This window comes from Vibrio sp. TRT 2004 (assembly GCF_050113735.1).
In the GTDB taxonomy this organism is placed as follows: domain Bacteria; phylum Pseudomonadota; class Gammaproteobacteria; order Enterobacterales; family Vibrionaceae; genus Vibrio.
In genome coordinates this window covers 24,836-43,868 of sequence record NZ_JBNJOH010000030.1, presented here as the reverse complement: position 1 = coordinate 43,868, position 19,033 = coordinate 24,836, and the positions used below count along the sequence as shown (strand labels likewise).

General features: G+C 45.5%; 15 protein-coding genes and 2 pseudogenes. 8 read left to right on the top strand and 9 right to left on the bottom strand.

Features of this window, described 5'->3' with window-relative positions; genetic code table 11:
- Nucleotides 1-6: 6 nt before the first annotated feature.
- The gene (locus ACQEXR_RS13040; protein ID WP_138970630.1) at nucleotides 7-531 is read left to right on the top strand and encodes a GNAT family N-acetyltransferase; all 525 of its coding nucleotides are present in this window, start codon (nucleotides 7-9) and stop codon (nucleotides 529-531) included.
- A 67-nt stretch (nucleotides 532-598) separates the two neighbouring features.
- Here the strand turns inward: ACQEXR_RS13040 and ACQEXR_RS13035 are convergent.
- Nucleotides 599-786, bottom strand: a pseudogene (locus ACQEXR_RS13035) (NADH-dependent alcohol dehydrogenase); the annotation flags it as partial.
- A gap of 10 nt (nucleotides 787-796) precedes the next feature.
- Between ACQEXR_RS13035 and ACQEXR_RS13030 the strand changes: the two are divergent.
- Nucleotides 797-1,035, top strand: a pseudogene (locus ACQEXR_RS13030) (helix-turn-helix domain-containing protein); the annotation flags it as partial.
- Nucleotides 1,036-1,412: 377 nt separating this feature from the next.
- Nucleotides 1,413-4,562: a chitinase C-terminal domain-containing protein gene (locus ACQEXR_RS13025; protein WP_427020486.1), complete on the top strand. Its 3,150-nt coding sequence runs from the start codon at nucleotides 1,413-1,415 to the stop codon at nucleotides 4,560-4,562.
- A gap of 48 nt (nucleotides 4,563-4,610) precedes the next feature.
- Here the strand turns inward: ACQEXR_RS13025 and glgC are convergent, their stop codons facing one another.
- From glgC to fruB, 5 genes are all read right to left on the bottom strand, one after another.
- Nucleotides 4,611-5,825, bottom strand: coding sequence for a glucose-1-phosphate adenylyltransferase (gene glgC / locus ACQEXR_RS13020; RefSeq protein ID WP_427020485.1), 1,215 nt, complete (start codon nucleotides 5,823-5,825; stop codon nucleotides 4,611-4,613).
- Nucleotides 5,826-5,978: 153 nt separating this feature from the next.
- Nucleotides 5,979-7,880: a sensor domain-containing diguanylate cyclase gene (locus ACQEXR_RS13015; RefSeq protein WP_427020484.1), complete on the bottom strand. Its 1,902-nt coding sequence runs from the start codon at nucleotides 7,878-7,880 to the stop codon at nucleotides 5,979-5,981.
- A 206-nt stretch (nucleotides 7,881-8,086) separates the two neighbouring features.
- Nucleotides 8,087-9,820 carry a PTS fructose transporter subunit IIBC gene (fruA, locus tag ACQEXR_RS13010; RefSeq protein WP_427020483.1) on the bottom strand — a complete coding sequence of 578 codons (1,734 nt, stop codon included), beginning with the start codon at nucleotides 9,818-9,820 and terminating at the stop codon, nucleotides 8,087-8,089.
- A 19-nt stretch (nucleotides 9,821-9,839) separates the two neighbouring features.
- Nucleotides 9,840-10,814: a 1-phosphofructokinase gene (gene pfkB, locus ACQEXR_RS13005; protein WP_331416638.1), complete on the bottom strand. Its 975-nt coding sequence runs from the start codon at nucleotides 10,812-10,814 to the stop codon at nucleotides 9,840-9,842.
- A 9-nt stretch (nucleotides 10,815-10,823) separates the two neighbouring features.
- A complete protein-coding gene (gene fruB / locus ACQEXR_RS13000) occupies nucleotides 10,824-11,957 on the bottom strand; it encodes a fused PTS fructose transporter subunit IIA/HPr protein (protein WP_427020482.1) in 1,134 nt (377 codons plus the stop codon).
- Nucleotides 11,958-12,272: 315 nt separating this feature from the next.
- On the opposite strand from fruB, the gene cra reads away from it, so the two are divergent.
- Nucleotides 12,273-13,250, top strand: a complete 978-nt coding sequence (gene cra, locus ACQEXR_RS12995; protein WP_269378471.1) for a catabolite repressor/activator — start codon at nucleotides 12,273-12,275, stop codon at nucleotides 13,248-13,250.
- 69 nt (nucleotides 13,251-13,319) lie between these two features.
- Here the strand turns inward: cra and ACQEXR_RS12990 are convergent, their stop codons facing one another.
- On the bottom strand, nucleotides 13,320-13,838 hold the full coding sequence (locus ACQEXR_RS12990; RefSeq protein WP_427020481.1) for a hypothetical protein: 519 nt from the start codon (nucleotides 13,836-13,838) through the stop codon (nucleotides 13,320-13,322).
- Nucleotides 13,839-13,933: 95 nt separating this feature from the next.
- Complete coding sequence (locus ACQEXR_RS12985) at nucleotides 13,934-14,308, bottom strand: YgiW/YdeI family stress tolerance OB fold protein (protein WP_427020480.1); 375 nt, start codon at nucleotides 14,306-14,308, stop codon at nucleotides 13,934-13,936.
- Between the two features lie 167 nt (nucleotides 14,309-14,475).
- On the opposite strand from ACQEXR_RS12985, the gene ACQEXR_RS12980 reads away from it, so the two are divergent.
- The 4 genes from ACQEXR_RS12980 to modC are packed head-to-tail and all read left to right on the top strand — an operon-like array spanning nucleotide 14,476 to nucleotide 18,508.
- Entirely contained in the window at nucleotides 14,476-15,939 is a 1,464-nt protein-coding gene (locus tag ACQEXR_RS12980; RefSeq protein WP_427020479.1) for a cobyric acid synthase, read from the top strand.
- Entirely contained in the window at nucleotides 15,939-16,703 is a 765-nt protein-coding gene (gene modA / locus ACQEXR_RS12975) for a molybdate ABC transporter substrate-binding protein (RefSeq protein ID WP_427020478.1), read from the top strand. Before ACQEXR_RS12980 ends, modA begins: the two co-directional genes overlap by 1 nt.
- A 6-nt stretch (nucleotides 16,704-16,709) precedes the next feature.
- A complete protein-coding gene (gene modB, locus ACQEXR_RS12970; RefSeq protein ID WP_331426808.1) occupies nucleotides 16,710-17,408 on the top strand; it encodes a molybdate ABC transporter permease subunit in 699 nt (232 codons plus the stop codon).
- The gene (gene modC, locus ACQEXR_RS12965) at nucleotides 17,405-18,508 is read left to right on the top strand and encodes a molybdenum ABC transporter ATP-binding protein ModC (protein WP_427020477.1); all 1,104 of its coding nucleotides are present in this window, start codon (nucleotides 17,405-17,407) and stop codon (nucleotides 18,506-18,508) included. Before modB ends, modC begins: the two co-directional genes overlap by 4 nt.
- Nucleotides 18,509-18,542: 34 nt before the next feature.
- On the opposite strand, the gene ACQEXR_RS12960 is transcribed toward modC, so the two are convergent.
- On the bottom strand, nucleotides 18,543-18,980 hold the full coding sequence (locus ACQEXR_RS12960; protein ID WP_138970615.1) for a DUF3069 domain-containing protein: 438 nt from the start codon (nucleotides 18,978-18,980) through the stop codon (nucleotides 18,543-18,545).
- Nucleotides 18,981-19,033 lie beyond the last annotated feature (53 nt).

Below are 19,033 nucleotides of genomic sequence, written 5' to 3'. Positions count from 1 at the left end.
AATTAAATGTATCCAATAGAATCAAAACAATTATTGATGGATCAAATCACGGAAAATGATTGGCAGCTCTTTGAACGATTGCACCAAGATGATGATGTGATTCGTTATGCGTTTGATAAACCGACGAAAGAGCAAATTCGTCAGCGTTTTGAATCTCGTCTTCCAAAGTGGAGTTGGCCTAACAGCCATTGGTTGTGTTTAGTGATTAAAGAGAAACAATCGGGTAATGCCATTGGGGTGACGGGGCTGTGTTTGTCTGAAGACAACCAACAGCATATTGAAGTGGGCTATTTGCTGTTGCCGGAATTTCATGGACGTGGATACGGGACAGAGTCATTGGTTGCGTTGATCGACCATGCTACTCACAACTACCCAATTCAAACGGTTAATGCGATTGTAACCGATGGCAACGTTGCGTCGTGTAAAGTGCTGGAGAAAGCGGGTTTCAGTCTCGCGGAAAGAGAGAAAGACGCTTACCAAATCGGTGGTCAGTATTACGATGACTTGATCTATCGTTATCAGGTTAAGTAACGACAGAGAGGGTAAAAAGCGCTAGTGCTGTGTAATAGGTGGATTATCACAACATGGCGGGAAAACGCGGAGCTACTTCTGAAAACTCGGACCATTGATGACCTTCTAGTGCTGATCATATACGCCGTTGCTCTTAATAGAACCGCCACCATAAATAACTAAAACTTTTTGATCTGAAGGGATTGTCGAACTGATACTTTGAATCTGACCTTGACCAAAGTGAATCTGGGTTGGGTTTACGTAGCTAAATTGCATTGCGACTTGCCTCTTGTTTGATTTGGTAAGACACGAGGGGCATTATGCTCGTGTCGCTAAGTCTTTAGAAGAACTATACCGACACAGTCACCGTGCAAGAACTTACTGAACAAAGCAAGAGAACTGATCCAGCTTGAAGGGCTGAAAGCAGCAGATGCAGCGCGATTGGTTGGATACAACAGTACTTCTCAGTTTTCACGCGAATTTAAGCGTCACTTTAATGAAACCCCGAAGGCAAATGCTGCATAAAAGGGGAAACTGACGCTGACATCTTTACAGTGTTTTTTGCCAGTCAATTGGGCAATACTGTTTTCAGAAAAAGAATTATTCTCTTTCTTACCTATAGGAGATCTAGTCAATCTTCGACAATAAACCTCTTCATGCTAAGCGTGGAGAGGTTTATTTTTTCTGATGAAATAAATCAAAAATTAGTTATCGATGCAAATTAAGTGTCACCTTGTTGCATCTACAACATTCCATATTGCGAGTCAATTTGGAGTGTTGCGATAATCTTCGTGCGAATTTTCCTAATCTTATCTAGTGTTATTTTACTGGGGATTTTAAGTCCGTCAGCGTTAATCAAAAATAAATCTAATTTTGAAACAACAAGTTAAGGATTACGGGAAATGCATACATCTAAACCGAACACAATTAAACGTGTGTTCACGCTGAGCTCGTTAAGTGCGTCATGTTTAATGGCGTTTAACAGCTACGCAGCGATAGATTGTACGACGCTAGTTGGTTGGGACTCTACCGTTGCCTATTCAGGCGGCGATAAAGTTGAGTATCAGGGCAAAGGATATCAGGCTAATTATTGGACAAGGAACAATGATCCAGCGTTAAACTCATCGAGCCAGTGGGACTTCTGGAGTGAATTAGGCAGTTGTACTTCAGCAGGAGATAACCAAGCTCCAACGGTGGAATTAACTCAACCTCAAGCGAGTGATGTGATTGCTGAAGGTGACGTTGTCACTCTGTCTGCCAACGCAGCGGATCCCGATGGAACAATCAGCAAAGTGGAGTTTGTCGTCGATGGCACAGTCGTGGCGGAGGTAAGCGTTGCTCCTTATACGTCGACTTGGGTTGCAACATCTGGATCGCACCAAATTGCAGTAGCATCTTATGATGACGCTGGCGTTAAGAGTCAACTAAGCAGCGTGCAAATTAACGTCAGCTCGAACACGCCAGATAATATTGCACCAACGATAAATATCTCATTGTCGAATGAAGTTGTTGACCAGGGGGCACAAGTTTCCCTTACCGCCAATGCTGCTGATTCGGATGGAACGATCGATAAGGTTGACTTCTTTGTCTCTGGGGCTCTTGTCGGAACGGTCACTACTGAACCATATGTACTTAACTACACCGCGAACCGAGCGGGTAGTTTGCCTGTATATGCAAGGGCGACCGACAACCTAGGTGCCACAACCAATTCAACAACGACTTCGCTGGTGGTTAACGGTGAACCAACGGCAGCGAACTGTCGACCTGACGGCCTGTATCAAACGGAAGGCATCAATGTCCCTTATTGTACCAAGTACGACGAGGATGGACGCGAATTAATGGGCGCGGATCATCCACGTCGAGTTATTGGCTACTTTACCAGCTGGCGCGCGGGAGATGATCCTCAATCCGCTTACTTGGTGAAAGATATTCCGTGGGAACAGCTTACTCATATTAACTATGCGTTTGTAGGGATTGGCTCGGATGGTAAAGTCAATCTGGGTGATGTCAATGATCCGAATAATGCCGCGACTGGAAAAGAGTGGCAAGGCGTCGATATTGACCCAACCCTTGGCTTCAAAGGCCACTTTGGTGCACTCGCTACATACAAGGAACGCTATGGCGTTAAAACCTTGATCTCGATTGGTGGCTGGGCAGAAACTGGCGGTCACTTTGGTGCTGATGGGAATCGCGTTGCTGACGGAGGTTTCTACTCGATGACCACGAATGCCGACGGCTCAATTAACCACGCTGGGATAGAAAAGTTTGTCGACTCTGCGGTGGCCATGATGCGTACCTACCGTTTTGATGGTTTAGATATTGACTATGAATATCCAACTTCAATGGCTGGCGCAGGAAACCCATATGATAAAGATTTTATGGAACCACGCCGTCCGTACTTATGGGCATCGTACCAAGAATTGATGAAGGTACTTCGTCAAAAACTCGATGCAGCTTCCGCACAGGATGGTACGCACTACATGCTCACCATTGCCGCGCCATCCTCTGGGTACCTGTTACGCGGCATGGAAACATTTGATGTGACCAAGTACCTCGACTACGTCAACATTATGTCTTACGACTTGCACGGCGCATGGAACGATCATGTTGGTCACAACGCCGCACTGTATGACACTGGTGAAGATTCAGAGTTGGCGCAATGGAACGTTTACAACACTGCTCAGTACGGTGGTATAGGTTATCTTAACACCGATTGGGCATACCACTATTTCCGCGGTTCAATGCCAGCTGGCCGAATCAATATCGGCGTACCTTACTATACACGCGGTTGGCAGGGAGTAACTGGTGGGACGAATGGTCTATGGGGTCGAGCTGCACTGCCAAATCAGGCCGAATGTCCTGAAGGTACGGGTGAAGGTGAAAGCAACAATTGCGGTAACGGTGCTATTGGTATCGATAATATGTGGCACGATACTGACCCTAAAGGGAATGAGATGGGGGCAGGCTCAGGTCCAATGTGGCACGCTAAAAACCTAGAAAATGGTATCTTAGGCAGCTACACATCGGCGTACAAACTAGACCCAAATAATCCCCAGCACCAACTGGTTGGTACTTATACACGCAACTATGATTCGGTTGCCGTTGCTCCTTGGTTATGGAATGCAGAGAAGAGTGTCTTCCTCTCAACCGAAGATGAGCAGTCAGTTTCCGTCAAAGCGGACTACGTCATTGACAAAGAGATTGGTGGAATCATGTTCTGGGAATTAGCAGGGGACTATAACTGTTATAACCTAGATGCGAATGGTCAACGTACCAGCGTAGATGTGACAGAACAAGCGTGTGCTAACGGTAGTGGTGAGTACCATATGGGTAACACGATGACTAAGGCAATCTACGACAAATTTGCAACGGCGACACCTTATGGCAATAAAGTTGCGACGGGTGCAATGCCAGCAGAAGCTGTCGATATAGCGGTAACGGTGGGCGGCTTTAAAGTCGGGGATCAAAACTACCCAATTAACCCTAAATTAACCTTTACCAACAATACCGGTCAGGTCATTCCTGGTGGGACGGAGTTCCAGTTTGATATTCCTGTCTCAGCGCCAGATAACGCCAAAGATCAATCGGGCGGTGGACTCGCGGTTATCTCTTCTGGACATACCAGAGCGGACAACATTGGCGGGCTTGATGGCACAATGCACCGCGTGTCGTTCTCTTTGCCAAGCTGGAAAAACATGGCCAATGGTGAGGTTTATGAGTTAGACATGGTCTATTACTTACCCATTTCTGGCCCGGCTAACTACACAGTGAAGATCAACGGAGTCGAATATGCATTGAAGGCGGAATACCCTGATCTACCACTTGCAGATCTTTCACAGGGCGGAGACGGTAATGGTGGAACTGGTGGCGACAACGGCGGTACTAACCCAACTGGTCCAGCAGTGCAGTGGGAACCGGGTGTGACCCAAGCTATAAATGGCACTACATACCTCTATAACGATAAGTGTTTTATCGCTAAAAACAGCCCAGGAACTTGGGAATCACCAACCCAATCTAACTGGTTCTGGGATGAGGTGAATTGCCCACTATAAACAAAAAAAGGCCTTGGATTATTCCAAGGCCTTATACGATCAATCTAACTAAAATTTGTAACTTTCAGGAACGACCACAATACCCTTGTCCGATATTTGGAAACGCTTGGCGTCTTGTTTTGGGTCAACACCAATCTCTGTATTGTCGGGGATCACGACGTGCTTATCGATGATGCAGTTGATCAACCTACAACCCTTGCCGACCTTAACACTATCAAAAAGAATGCTATCGACAATGGTTGCGCTATCATCAATGCGAACATTGGATGAGATGATCGAATGTTGCACTGAACCACCAGAATTGACCACACCATTGGCGATGATCGAATTGATGAAAATGCCTTCATTGCCAGTAGCGGATGAGACCGTTCGAGCCGGGGGCAACTGAGGTTCGTAGGTCCGAATCCCCCAGCTTGGCTGATACAGGTTCATTGGAGGTATAGGCTCAAGTAAATCCATATTGGCCTGATAAAACGAATCGATGGTGCCAACGTCACGCCAGTAACAGTCTTTTGCAACACGTCCACGATCAGAGCAGAAATTATAGCTATAGACTTTACGCTCATCGATCAGTTTGGGGATGATGTCCTTACCAAAATCATGGGACGAGTTTTCACTGGCTGCATCTTGTTCTAGAACTCTTTGCAAAGTTTCCATCTCAAAAATGTAGATACCCATCGAGACAAGACTTTTATCAGGATCGCCTGGCATAGGGTCAGGGTTTGCAGGCTTTTCACTGAATGTGTCAATCAGCCCATCGGGATTCGCTGAGAGGACACCAAAAGCAGACGCATCTTTTCTTGGCACTCCCATACAAGCGATGGTGAGCGCGGCATTATTCTCAATATGATCTTTAAGCATTTCAGCGTAATCCATGCGATAGATATGATCGCCAGATAGCACAATCACATGTTTTGCATCGCTGCGCTCTAATAACCACAGATTGTGATAAATCGCGTCAGCCGTGCCTTCGTACCACTTGCCACCGCCACGCATTTGCGGGGGAACAACGGTGACAAACTCACCCAGTTCAGGATTAAAAATCGACCAACCATCACGTAGGTGTTTATGCAGCGAATGCGATTTGTATTGAGTCAGCACCAAAATTTTACGCAAACCTGAATGGAGACAGTTAGTCAGCGTGAAATCGATGATGCGGTACTTGCCACCAAAAGGAACGGCTGGTTTAGCGCGGTGATCCGTGAGTGGGCTAAGTCGAGAACCCATTCCCCCTGCGAGTATAACGGTGAGAGTGTCTTGCATTCTAATCTCCATATTAGTGCAGTAAAGGTGATATAGAGAGTAGTACAAGAATTAAGCCAAGAAGAAGATGCCTGTTAGATCAGTAAGTTAGAAATGGATTACAAAATCAATGTTACGAATTGGTGCATCATAGGTCAAATAGATGCACCAAAATCAAGCAATCGTGCTAGCTTCACAAGCAGGGAGTATGGATACACGGTTACGCCCAGAAGACTTAGACTCATAGAGTGCGATGTCTGCTCGTTTGTATGATTGCTCTGAGCTGTGAGATATTTCAGTCAAGCCAGCGCTCACTGTTACCTTGAGTTCACTTTCAAGATGGATCGCAGTTCGGAGTCGGTTTACAACCACTTCAGCTTCTCTTAGTGAGGTATGGGGCATGATGATAGCGAACTCCTCACCACCAATTCGAGCAATAATGTCGGTTTCACGCAGATGATGTGTAAGTGACTGTGCAACAGATTTAATGACCTGATCACCGCAGTCGTGGCCATAAGTGTCATTAATGCGTTTGAAATGATCGATATCGAGTAGGGCGAGTGCAGTTACTTCATTCTTTTTGTAACGCTTTGTGCGCTGAACTTGTGTCTGCATTTCAGAATCGAATTTACGGCGGTTCCAAAGTGACGTCATCGCGTCTTTTTCACTTAACTCTCTTAGACGGTTCTCAAGTTCCTTACGGTGCGAAATGTCGACGAATGAGGCAACATAGAACTGGATGATGCCGTAGCGATCCTTAACGGTTTGAATTCGCAGAATTTCAGTAATAAGCGAGCCATCACGTCGTCTGTTAACCACTTCACCTTCCCAAAGTCCTTGAGTTTCAAGGATTTTCCACATGTTCATGTAGAATTCTTGTTGGTGTTTACCAGACGCAAACAGTGATGGTGGCTGGCCTTTCACATCTTCGAGTTTATAGCCACTAACGCGGGTAAACTCATCGTTAACCTGAATGATTCTATTATTGCGGTCAGTGATGACCATTGCAGACATTCCATTCATCGCCGCACGAGCGATTTTACTGTCGATACTGTTCTTTTCGTGGTTGTGGTTCCAAGTAACGAAAGTAAACGTAAGTAGCAACAGAATTATGGAAATAAACGTGGCCTGTAAGTAAAGGTCTCTGCGTTGCTCTGAGGTAAAAGAGTGCGCCTCTGACAAAGATGTCTTGGTAAAGAAGATTAACGTGTCGATATTATCAACGCTGTCGAGCTCAACCGTTGTATAAGAAAGCCAGAAGTTCTTATCTTTGATTGTGCCAATGCTGTTGGACTTTAAACTGTTCCATAGGCGAGGGTATTGAAGCGCGATATTCGAACTGGCGTTAGCTTGAACGATATTGCCCAACAGTTTATCGCCACCTGACGACATCAGGTAATAGCCTTCTGATGTGACGATATTCGGTAGGTTCAATGAATTGCGCTTATACGCTAGTGAGCGATAAATACGCTGTAAATCGAGGTTAGCGATAAAGTAACCTTTACGCTCACCATCAATTGTAAGCGGGTAAATGATTCGGTAAGCGGGAACAAGCGGAGAGACAGGTTGACCATTTTCTGACTCTATATCAATGCCATAATGGCCAACGTCATTGTTAGCTAAGTTTTTTGCGTAACGGAAGTAATCGCGGTCACCTTTATATTGGAGAGAATTCTTATTAACAATCTCGGTAAAACGTTCGCCGATGTTGATACGAACAATTTCCATGCCTGAATTATCCATTAGGCGAAGTCGGGAGTAGTAGCTTTGTGTACGTGCGATAAGAAGCCAAAACTGTTCGAGAGAATCAATATTTTCGTTACTTGGGTCGGTAATGGTCTGGTTGATCATGCCGTTATTTGACAAGTAACGTAGCGATGATGTCATCTGCTGAAGCGAGGTTTGCAACTCGGCTTTTGCATATTCAAGCTTATTCCGGTTCAATTGTTCAACAAACTGTTCAGTTTTGCTATTTAACTGGTTGAATTGTGTGTAGAAATAGAGGAAAGGCACTAACGACATAGCACAAAAAACAAGCGTGAATTGAATAAAGAGTTTGCTACCGAGTTTGTGCATTCAGAACGACATAAGCTAAGTTAATGAAAAAAACCGCACACTATACAACAAATTCGCACTGCGTACAGGTCAAAATATGCATGCAATTAGTATGTAATTGCATATGACTATGTTATTGAATTGTAGATTGTTAACTGAACCCATAACAAAAAAAGCACCTCGTGTGAGGTGCTTATGCCTAGTAAGGGGGGAGGCAATGAATCGAGTTAAGCCGTTGCCGATGTCGCTTGCTTTGATTCTGTACGGTTTTTGAGGAAAGCGTAACCTAGACCTGTAACCGCAGTACCTGCTGCGATCGCCACAAGGTACATCACAACCGGAGTAATCGCGTTAGGAATTAGCAATACGAATAGACCGCCATGTGGTGCCATTAATTTTGCGCCAAACAGCATAGATAGGGCACCTGTTAATGCGCCGCCTGCCATACATGCTGGGATAACACGCATAGGGTCCTTCGCCGCGAACGGGATCGCACCTTCAGAAATAAAGCATAGACCGAGTACGAATGAGGCTTTACCAGCTTCACGTTCACTTTGGTCAAACTTATTCTTAGCAACGAAAGTCGCAAGTCCCATGCCTAGAGCCGGAACCATGCCCGCGGCCATAATCGCAGCCATAGGCGCATAAGTTTGTGAGGCAAGTAGACCAACACCAAACGCGTACGCCGCTTTATTCACTGGACCACCTAAGTCAAAACACATCATTGCGCCAAGTAGAACACCAAGCAGAACAGCACTGTCTGAGCCCATGTTGTTGAGGAAATCAGTCAGACTGTTCATGATTCCTGCAACTGGGCCACCGACGATGTAAATCATTACCAAGCCAGTAAATAGTGTCGCAACGAATGGGATGATCAAAATCGGTTTAAGTGCTTCCATCGACTGAGGAAGTGATACTTTATCGGCTAGGAACTTAGCGGCATAGCCTGCAATAAAACCTGCTGCGATACCACCTAAGAAGCCGGCACCAGTAGAGCTTGCCAACATACCACCGACAAGGCCTGGGGCTAGTCCAGGACGGTCAGCAATAGAGAAGGCGATATAACCCGCCAAAACAGGGATCATCAGTGCAAATGCTGAGCCACCACCAATTGTCATTAGGGCTGCGGCAAGAGTGCCTTCCTCTTTAAATGCTTCGATACCAAATACGAACGATAGGGCGATGATTAAACCGCCAGCAACCACGACAGGCAACATATGCGATACGCCCGTCATCAAATGCTTGTAGGCACCTTTTTTATCATCAGCAGCAGAATTCGCATTACCTGAATGGTGGTAGATCGATGCTTGCTCAAATGCATTATCCATTTCTTGCGATGTTTTCTTCAGTGCAGGCCCAGTTTTGGTGCGGTACATCATTTTACCGTTAAAGCGATCAAGGGGGACCTCAATATCCGCAGCGATAATAACCAAATCGGCTTCAGCAATTTCTTGGTCGGTTAATTGGTTTTTTGCGCCCACTGAACCACGAGTTTCGACTTTAATTTGGTGACCACGGCGTTTGCCTTCTTCTTCCAGTGCTTCTGCGGCCATGAAAGTGTGCGCGACACCCGTGGGACAAGCGGTAATAGCGACGATTTTTTTACCAGCCGCAACATGGTCTGAACTCGCGCCCACTGTTGTAGGCTGTGAAAGGATTTGCGCATTGTTGAGTGCGGTTTGCAAAAATGCGGTTGCATCATTAACCACAGAGCTTATTTCGGCTTGGTAAACTTTTTTACCTACAAAGCGCGAAGTATCAACAGGCGTATTTGACGCGATGATAATTGCATCGGCTTGCGCGATATCATCACTGCTAAGTAAGGTTGGCTCAATCACGCTTGACTGGCATTCAATCTTTGCATTCCAGCCCAATTTCGCTGCTGCTTGTTCTAATAGTCCTGCCGCGAGGATGCTGTTTGCAACACCGCTCGGACAAGCTGTAATAATAGCAATATTCATACTGATAACCTTCTGTTCCTTAGTGTTTGTCTAAGTGCGTATTAGGGTAAAGTTCGCTGACTTCAGTTTGCAGCTTGATGTTTTCCAGTTGTTCCTCACTGGTTAGTCCTACGCCCACTTGGCTAACAGCCAGAGCTGACAGCGCAGTTGCGAAGCGAAGTAATTCTTGTTTTTGCATTGATTGCATATGGCCCCAACACAAGCCAGCCACAAGCGTATCGCCTGCACCTACTGTGCTAATCACGTTCATTCTCGGAGGTTGAGCTCGAAGCCACTGGCCCTGATTGAGCCACATCACACCATCGGCTCCCATTGAGACGACGATGTTTTCGATGCCCTTATCGCTGAGAGTCTGAGCGGCCGTTTGGCATTGTTCTGGTGTAGTGAGGTGCTGGCCGATGAAATCACCTAGCTCCTCTTCGTTTGGTTTGATTAGCCAAGGACGAGCATCTATACCTGCGCGAAGCGCAGATTTACTGCTATCAAATAGAACTTTCTTGCCTTTTTGGCGGAGTTGTTCGATCCAAGTGGCGCATTGTTCTGCACTTACACCACCCGGCAAACTACCCGCTAACACAAAGTAATCATGGGTCTCAGCGAGTGAGAAAAGGGTTTGCTCAAAACGCATCACATCGGCAGGAGTTACTTGCACGCCAGGAAAATTGATGTCACTGACTTGACCACTGGATTCAACAAGTTTTACGTTGATACGTGTCGCGCCTTCGACTTCAATGAACTGATTATCCACACCGATTTGATCAAAAAGTTGTTGAAAGAGTTCAGGATTGTCTTTGCCGAGGAAGCCGGTAACAGTGACATTAGCTCCGAGATCGCTAAGTACTTTTGCAACATTGACGCCTTTACCAGCCGCATGAAGGTTGCTTTTTTCAACAAGACTTACCGAACCGGTATTTAATCTGTCTAGTGTGCCAGTCAGATCTAGGGCAGGGTTTAGTGTGATAGTTACCACTCGGTTAGTTTTCACTTGATTCATACCGTTTCCTTAGCCTTCACCTAGGCCGGAAGCGATTGCTTTACCGATGGACTCCAACGCCATTGATGCGTCAGCACCTTCAGCTGAAAACTTGAGTTGATGACCGTGTTTAACACCTAAAGCGATAACTTTCATCAGACTCTTGGCGTTGACTTCTTTACCATCACCATCAAGGTTTGCGACACGAATGTTTGATTCAAATTTCTTAGCTTCTGCAACCAACATCGCGCCTGGACGTGCATGCAGGCCATGGGCGTTTTTGATTTTAAATACCGCACTATTCGTCGCTTCGACGTGCGATGAAGGTTGAGACTCACCCGTTAGCAGTGACAGCACTTGTTCAACAGAAGAGTCGATTAGCTTACTTTGCTGTTGGTTGAATACGAGTTGTGAAAGCTGGTTAAGGATAGGTCTATGGGCGCTATTGCATGCACTAAAAGCAACGAGTGCGCGTACCTTTTGACCTTCAAACTCGCAGTCGTTTGCCGTTGAAACAAACGATACGCCAGTTCGTGTAACTTGCTTATTGCTACCTACTAACCATAAACCTTGACCAAGGTGCGTAGGATTTTTTGATACGATGTCTGCAACAAACTCAGAACCCGCGCAACCAGTGTTTTTCAGTAAACCCGCAGCAACAGCGCTCATCTGAACCATGTCGCTAGCAGGGAACTGCAGTTGTACTAATGACGCGTCGAAGTCAGCCTCAAGTTGTACATCACCATTGAGCAACGCGATAATTTCTTGTGCGCTTTTAGCATCGCGTAGACGCTCTTCTACACCATCCGCGGATAGTACTTTAGTCAGTTGTTTAAGAATGCCGAGATGTTCATCTGATTTAGCCGCAATACCAATCGCTAGGTAAACTTTGTTGCCTTCTCCCCATTCAACGCCTTGAGGGAAGTGGTGGACAGCAACACCTGTTGTTTTGACCATTGATCGTGTATCAGTAGTCCCGTGAGGAATCGCGATGCCGTTACCTAAAAATGTCGAGTTTTGCTTCTCTCGGTTCAGCATGCCTTCAATATAGCCTTGTTCTACAAGACCTGCTTGGGTGAGGCTTGCTGCGATGTTTTGAATCGCTTGAAATTTGTCACTTGCTACTTGAGCGAGTGTGATGTCGCTATTTGCTAACTTAAGCATGGCGCTTCTCCAGCCTTAAGGATTTTAAAAGGGTTAATTGTGCCCAAAAAGTCACTCGCTTTTTGCTGATATCAGGTGAATCGATTCAGCAAAAAGACAAAAATATGTGGATTCAGCATCATTTCACTCTAACTGATTGAGTTATAAGGAACCTATTACATTCACTATCGCTATATTTGAGTGATTTGGCTCACTTTATGAGTATTGCTGAATCCTTTCAGCTTTTATACTGAATCGTTTCAGCATATAATTCAACTCATCGAGAGATCCTTTATGAAGTATTATGATCTCGCGCACAGAACAAAGGTTGGTGATATGACACTGGATGAAATAGCCAAATTGGCAGGGGTTTCGAAAACCACCGCCAGCTATGTAATCAATGGTAAGGCTCAAAAATACAGAATTAGTGAGAAAACACAGCGTAAAGTCATGGCTGTGGTCGATGAGCATAACTATCGCCCAGATCTGGCGGCCAGTACGCTTAGAGCAGGGCAAAGCCGTTCGTTTGGCCTGATAATTCCTGATTTAGAAAACACCAGTTATGCGCGTTTAGCCAAACTCTTGGAGCAAAACTCTCGCTCAGCGGGCTATCAGATTTTAATCGCATGTTCTGATGATGATCCAGAAACTGAAAAAAGTGTTGTGCATGCGTTAGTGAGTCGAAAAGTGGACGCGCTGTTTGTTGCTAGTGTCATACCAGAAGCTAGCGATTATTACATCGATTTGCAGAACCGAGGGACTCCCGTTATTGCACTTGACCGTCCTTTAGACGACGAACATTTTTCTTGCGTGATCAGTGAGGACTTTGGTGGTGCTTTCGAATTGACGAAGTCCGTTTTAAGTGACGGTGTAACTACGGTCGGGCTTATTGGCGCCTTACCTGAGTTGAATATATCTCGCGAACGTGAACTTGGATTCAAAAAGGCGATTAAACAACATCAGGCTCAGTACACCATTGGCTATGGTGAGCACTTTAATCGTGCGGATGGCAAAAAGGTATTGAGTGACTGGTGTGATAGTGGTCAGTTGCCAGATGCGATTGTTACTACGTCATACACCCTGCTTGAAGGGGTTCTTGATGTACTGTTAGAGCGACCAGAACTCGCAAGTAAGCTAAAAATCGCTACGTTTGGTGACAATCGTCTCCTTGATTTTCTTCCTATGCCAATTAACTCATTGCCACAGCAATTTGAGCTGATTGCTGACAGCGCGATGGCACTTGCCCTCAATGCCGCGTCAAAGCGTTACCAGCCAGGGGTTGAGCTGGTGCCAAGAAAGATTGTGGTTCGCTAACGCTAAGACTCGAAATAGAACGCCCAGCATTGAGCTGGGCGTTCTTATTTTGGCAATCGTATCGAAAGGTTAGTACTGGAAACGCACTGACATCGTGATTTGTGGGCCATATAAGCCGTTATTACGCGTTTCAGCAGAAAGCGAAAGTTGCTGAGTCGAATGGAAACGAACGCCTGCATGAGCAACGGATGAATCGTCGTTACGGCCAAGTCTTGCCGTTGCTTCGACTTGATCAGTTAGCCAAAGACGAACACCAATATTCACTTCAGCTTGAGTTTCACTTTCACCGCCAGCTTCTTTAGTGAACTTTACTTGATGAAGTAATAACTGACCGTAAACATCGGCAAACTGACTAATTGGGCCGTTGAAGCCAATACCGCCAGCTAAGTCATAGTCCTTATCGAATTGGGAATCGGCACGGAGTATAAAATGCGAGTTTTCAGTGAAGAAGGTACTGAATTCTGCACCTGTCATTTCAGGCCCAATCGCAGTACGGACTTCAAAGAAGTTGTAATTGAAATTATTTGCTTGGGCGCTTCCACTGATGCCTACGAATGCTAAGGCACTGGCCAAAATGATCTTTTTCAAATGTAGTCTCCGACTAACAACAATAAATTGACTAAAAAAATGGCTTGCAATAAGCAAGCCAAATAATAACTTAATCGAGAGACTAATTCATTTAATTATAGAATTTGGATATGATCCACTTCAATTTCTGGGGTTCTACCACCTTCATATTCACCAAATAGACGAACTTTTGTGGTCTCGTTAATTGGTTGAGTCATGATGATGTCATCATCGAGTTCCACTTGAATCTCACCTTTACCGTCAGAGAAGATAAACGTATCGCCTTTCACTTGACGTAACAATGTACCTTCGACGACCACGTTTCGCTCGGTAAACATGCTCGTATCAGCAAGCAAGGTATCAACGTTGGTGATTTCTACAGGCCCTGTGTATGAAACGCGGCTTGATTGTTTATGGTGTCCATCGTTTGCCATTGCAAAAGTAGGAGCAAGGATTAGAGTGGCTGCCGTTGCGAGAATCATTTTTTTCATTTTTGTGTTCCTTGTTTAACTAGGTAGTATCAAATCGATGATGCTATTAAAGCAGGCGCTTCTTGAACCATTGCTGAGTATGAGATTCATATTCCGTTCATTTTTTTGAGGAAATAGTTAAAAAACGTTTATTATGACTCAACGCTAAACCACGATTGATAAAACAAATGCAGTCCAATTCAAAAGCTCTTATGGTTCAGGGAACCACCTCAGATGCCGGTAAAAGTGTCCTTGTGGCAGGTTTATGCCGAGTGCTCGCCAGAAAGGGCGTCAAGGTCGCGCCATTCAAACCACAAAACATGGCACTCAATAGTGCAGTAACGCCGGACGGCGGTGAAATTGGTCGTGCACAGGCGGTGCAAGCGTTAGCGTCGAATATCGAATCAAGCGTGCATATGAATCCTGTGTTACTCAAACCTCAAAGCGACACTGGGGCGCAAATTATTTTTCAGGGCAAAGCGACGACCACGGTCGATGCGATCGGTTACCAGAGCTATAAGAAAACGGCTTTACCGATTGTTATGGAGTCGTTTGCCATTCTTCAGCAACAATACGATACAGTGCTTATTGAGGGAGCCGGAAGCCCCGCAGAAATTAATCTTCGAGAAAACGATATTGCTAATATGGGATTTGCTGAGCAAGCCGATGTCCCAGTGATCATTGTTGCTGATATTGATCGCGGTGGCGTCTTCGCTCACCTATACGGAACGTTGGCACTGCTATCGGAATCAGAGCAACAACGAGTAAAAGGCTTTGTAATTAACCGCTTTCGGGGTGATATTTCGTTGTTACAATCAGGTTTAGATTGGCTAGAACAGAAAACGGGTAAACCTGTCATTGGTGTCTTGCCATATTTGCACGGCTTTGATCTTGAGGCTGAAGATGCGATTAATGCGCAACAAGTGACTGGAGAAACGAGCCGTTTAAATGTTGTTGTCCCGATCTTGCCGCGCATCAGCAATCATACTGATTTCGATGCTTTAAGGGTAAACCCTGAGATTAACTTCCGCTACGTAACGAATGGTCAGCGCATAGACAATGCCGACTTAGTCATATTACCCGGTTCAAAAGCGGTACGCAGCGATTTGGAATACTTGCGTAACCAAGGCTGGGATAGTGATATCCAGCGCCATATACGTCTTGGCGGTAAAGTAATGGGGATCTGTGGCGGCTATCAGATGTTGGGTGAGTGGATACATGACCCACTTGGTATCGAGAGTACGGCAGGTTCTAGTGTTGGGCTTGGTTATTTGCAGGTCGATACAGAGCTAAAGCCACATAAGACATTAACGAATGTCCAAGGAACGCTGACTTTAGGTGGACAAACAGCGACGGTTAGCGGTTATGAAATTCATGCGGGCATCACTTCTAGCTGTGGTTTCGCACCAATCGTATTGGACTCATCAGTGGCTGATGGAGCGATTAGTGATTGTAATCAAGTGTTTGGTAGCTATTTACATGGTATCTTTGATGATCCAAAAGCGGCTGACACCATATTCCGTTGGGCAGGCGCTGACAATGTGGCACAGGTCGATCACAAAGCGAATCAGCAACGCGCGATTGACCGAATTGCGGATGCAATTGAACAACATCTCGATCTCAAACAACTTTGGCCTGAACTGTATAAGTGATGACAATAAAAAATCTCCTAGCAACATTTGGTGCGGGCTTACTTCTATCCGCGAGTGTGTCAGTACAAGCACAAGACAAACTCCGCATCTATGCGGCTTCATCCATGACCAACGCGGTGAACGAATTGGTCAGTGAGTTTGAAAAACAGTCGTCGATTTCGGCTACTCCTGTTTACGCCGGTACCTCGTCTCTCGCTCGACAAATCCACCAAGGAGCACCCGCCGATGTGTTTATCGCGGCAAATGAAAAATGGATGAATTACCTTATAGAACAGAAGGTTATTAATGGTGACGCTGTAACTAACGTTGCTCAAAATCAGCTCGTCGTCATCACTCCGGTTAACCACCAAGGTTCGCTGGACATCAATGATAGCGCCTCATGGCTAAACTATCTTCAAAAAGGGCGTATTGCCATAGGGCAGACCAACGCGGTTCCAGCAGGCATCTATGCTAAAGAGTCTCTAGAGAGTCTCGGTATCTGGAGCGCCGTTGAGCGATCCCTTGCACCGACCAATAACGTTCGCATTGCACTTGCGCTGGTTGAGCGTAACGAAGTGCCTTTGGGAATAGTCTATAAAACGGATACGTTAATGAGTGAGGGGGTTAAAATTATTGCTCGCCTCCCTGAATCAAGCCACTCGCCGATTGTCTACCCCATGGCTCAACTTAATGCTAAGCCGCAAGTAGAGGCATTCGCGCAGTTTATGAAAACACAACAGGCGCGCAACGTTTTGCAACGCTATGGATTCGAAGTCGAACATTAATAGGAACTGAATGTGCTAACAGAATACGAATATCAGGCACTTTTGCTCAGCCTCAAGGTGGCATTTTTTGCCATTCTCTGGCTCATCCCAATGGGTATTGGTATAGCATGGGGTCTTGCACGTAAACAATTCGTTGGCAAAAGCGTTGTCGATAGCTTGGTGCACCTGCCACTGGTTTTGCCGCCCGTTGTGATCGGTTATCTGTTGCTAATCTCTATGGGCAGACAAGGGTTTGTCGGTCAGTGGCTATATCAACAGTTTGATATTGTCTTTTCATTCAGTTGGAAAGGGGCAGTATTGGCGTGTATCGTTGTTGCTTTGCCATTGATGGTGCGCTCGATTCGTTTGAGTTTGGAGAGCGTTGATGTCAAGTTGGAGCAAGCTGCGGCGACGCTTGGCGCTTCACCAGTGAGGATCTTCTTCACCATCACTCTTCCGTTAACGATTCCTGGGATAATTACAGGGACGATGCTCTCCTTTGCGCGCAGCCTGGGTGAATTTGGCGCTACCATCAGTTTTGTATCGAATATCCCAGGCGAAACGCAAACTATCCCGCTGGCGATGTACAACTTTATTGAGACTCCTGGTTCAGAAACAGAAGCGATGCGTTTATGCATTATCTCAATTGCAATCGCGTTGAGTTCTCTGATTGCCTCCGAGTGGTTAAGCCGAGTCGGTGCTAAGCGCTTAGGGGGCAACTTATGAGTTTGGAAATTTGCTACCAGCAGTCACTGGGCGATGCCAATTTTGATATCGATATTCATTTACCAGAGAAAGGTATCACCGCAATATTTGGTCGTTCTGGCGCGGGTAAAACCTCATTAATTAATGTCATTGCCGGGCTAACCACGCCATCACAAGGTCGCATTGTGATAAATGGTGAAACACTGTTTGACTCCTCAAAGCGCTTTAATAAGCCGGTTCACAAACGCAACGTTGGCTATGTATTTCAAGATGCTCGGTTGTTCCCACATTTTAAAGTCAACCGAAATCTTACCTATGGAGTTAAGTCGGCAGATCCCGTGCATTTTGATGACGTTGTGCAACTCTTAGCGCTCAGAACCTTGCTTGATCGTTATCCTCACCAGCTTTCAGGGGGCGAGAAGCAGCGCGTTGCCATAGGTCGTGCGCTATTGTCTAAACCGAGCATTCTATTGATGGATGAGCCTCTCGCATCCCTTGATTTACCACGTAAACGTGAGGTGTTGCCATATTTGGAACAGTTAGCCCACAGCATTGAGATTCCGATTATCTATGTCTCGCATAGCTTGAACGAGGTTTTGCGTTTAGCGCATCATCTGGTTGTGGTAGAACAGGGGACAATTGCGCTAGCGGGACCGATAGATCAAGTCTGGTCTTCACAGGTAATGAAGCCATGGCAGTCCTTTTCAGAGCAAAGCTCATTGTTCGAGGGTCGCCTTATTGAGCATAATACCCAATACGCATTATCTAAGGTCGAACTTGCTCCAGATATCAATTTGTGGGTGCAAAAGGTTGATGGAACAATTGGGGCGCCTGTTCGCCTACAAGTTAGGGCAAATGACGTGTCATTGATGCTTGAAGAGCCGAAACGAACGTCAATCCGCAACATCTTTTTGGCGACGATAGCCAGCATTGAAACATACTCAAGTGGGCAAGAACGACAGAGTGTATCGATCCAGTTAAAGTTAGCTGAAAACTGTTATTTAGGTGCCACAATCACCGCTTGGGCGAGAGATGAATTAGCCTTGACCGTAGGCATGAGCGTTTATGCGCAAATCAAAGGTGTCAGTGTTACTCAGAGAGACATTGTGCTATCGAACTAAAAAACGCCGCATTTAGCGGCGTTTTTAAACTCTACTATTTCGCGAATACGTCAGTAAAGTCGCGTTTTAGAATAGGGTCACGGCGTGCTTTCTTAATTTGCTTGACCATATCTTTCACACAGTTGTGAAGGACTTGATCAAGCAGTTGAGCACGGTACTCTTCTTTTTGCTCTTCAGTCATCTCTTTCGGTAGGTTTAATGAAGGAAACTCTTCCATTACATTAAGACCAGCAAATGCCTGACTTACTGAAACAAGTGCATGAAACTGTTCAAAGTTATCCAAAACGTTTTGTGCGCTGTTTGGTAGCTCATTCCAAGATTCACGAACGGCTTCTTCAGAAACTTCATGGATTGACGTCACCATGTAGTGCATCGCTTCCGGAACTTGGTCAAACTCAATTACTTGACGAAGTTCTGCTGATACTTCTGCTAAGTCTACTTTTGGTTGTTCTGTTTGATTAACGTCAGACATGTATGATTTCTCTTAAAATGTATTTAGTAACCGCGCTATCGTAAAAAAATGGC

Bases quoted from the DNA above. Each gene is read 5' to 3' on its own strand.
- ACQEXR_RS13040 (WP_138970630.1), top strand. From the start codon at position 7: ATGTATCCAATAGAATCAAAACAATTATTGATGGATCAAATCACGGAA.
- ACQEXR_RS13025 (WP_427020486.1), top strand. From the start codon at position 1,413: ATGCATACATCTAAACCGAACACAATTAAACGTGTGTTCACGCTGAGC.
- glgC (WP_427020485.1), bottom strand. From the start codon at position 5,825: ATGCAAGACACTCTCACCGTTATACTCGCAGGGGGAATGGGTTCTCGA.
- ACQEXR_RS13015 (WP_427020484.1), bottom strand. From the start codon at position 7,880: ATGCACAAACTCGGTAGCAAACTCTTTATTCAATTCACGCTTGTTTTT.
- fruA (WP_427020483.1), bottom strand. From the start codon at position 9,820: ATGAATATTGCTATTATTACAGCTTGTCCGAGCGGTGTTGCAAACAGC.
- pfkB (WP_331416638.1), bottom strand. From the start codon at position 10,814: ATGAATCAAGTGAAAACTAACCGAGTGGTAACTATCACACTAAACCCT.
- fruB (WP_427020482.1), bottom strand. From the start codon at position 11,957: ATGCTTAAGTTAGCAAATAGCGACATCACACTCGCTCAAGTAGCAAGT.
- cra (WP_269378471.1), top strand. From the start codon at position 12,273: ATGACACTGGATGAAATAGCCAAATTGGCAGGGGTTTCGAAAACCACC.
- ACQEXR_RS12985 (WP_427020480.1), bottom strand. From the start codon at position 14,308: ATGAAAAAAATGATTCTCGCAACGGCAGCCACTCTAATCCTTGCTCCT.
- ACQEXR_RS12980 (WP_427020479.1), top strand. From the start codon at position 14,476: ATGCAGTCCAATTCAAAAGCTCTTATGGTTCAGGGAACCACCTCAGAT.
- modA (WP_427020478.1), top strand. From the start codon at position 15,939: ATGACAATAAAAAATCTCCTAGCAACATTTGGTGCGGGCTTACTTCTA.
- modC (WP_427020477.1), top strand. From the start codon at position 17,405: ATGAGTTTGGAAATTTGCTACCAGCAGTCACTGGGCGATGCCAATTTT.
- ACQEXR_RS12960 (WP_138970615.1), bottom strand. From the start codon at position 18,980: ATGTCTGACGTTAATCAAACAGAACAACCAAAAGTAGACTTAGCAGAA.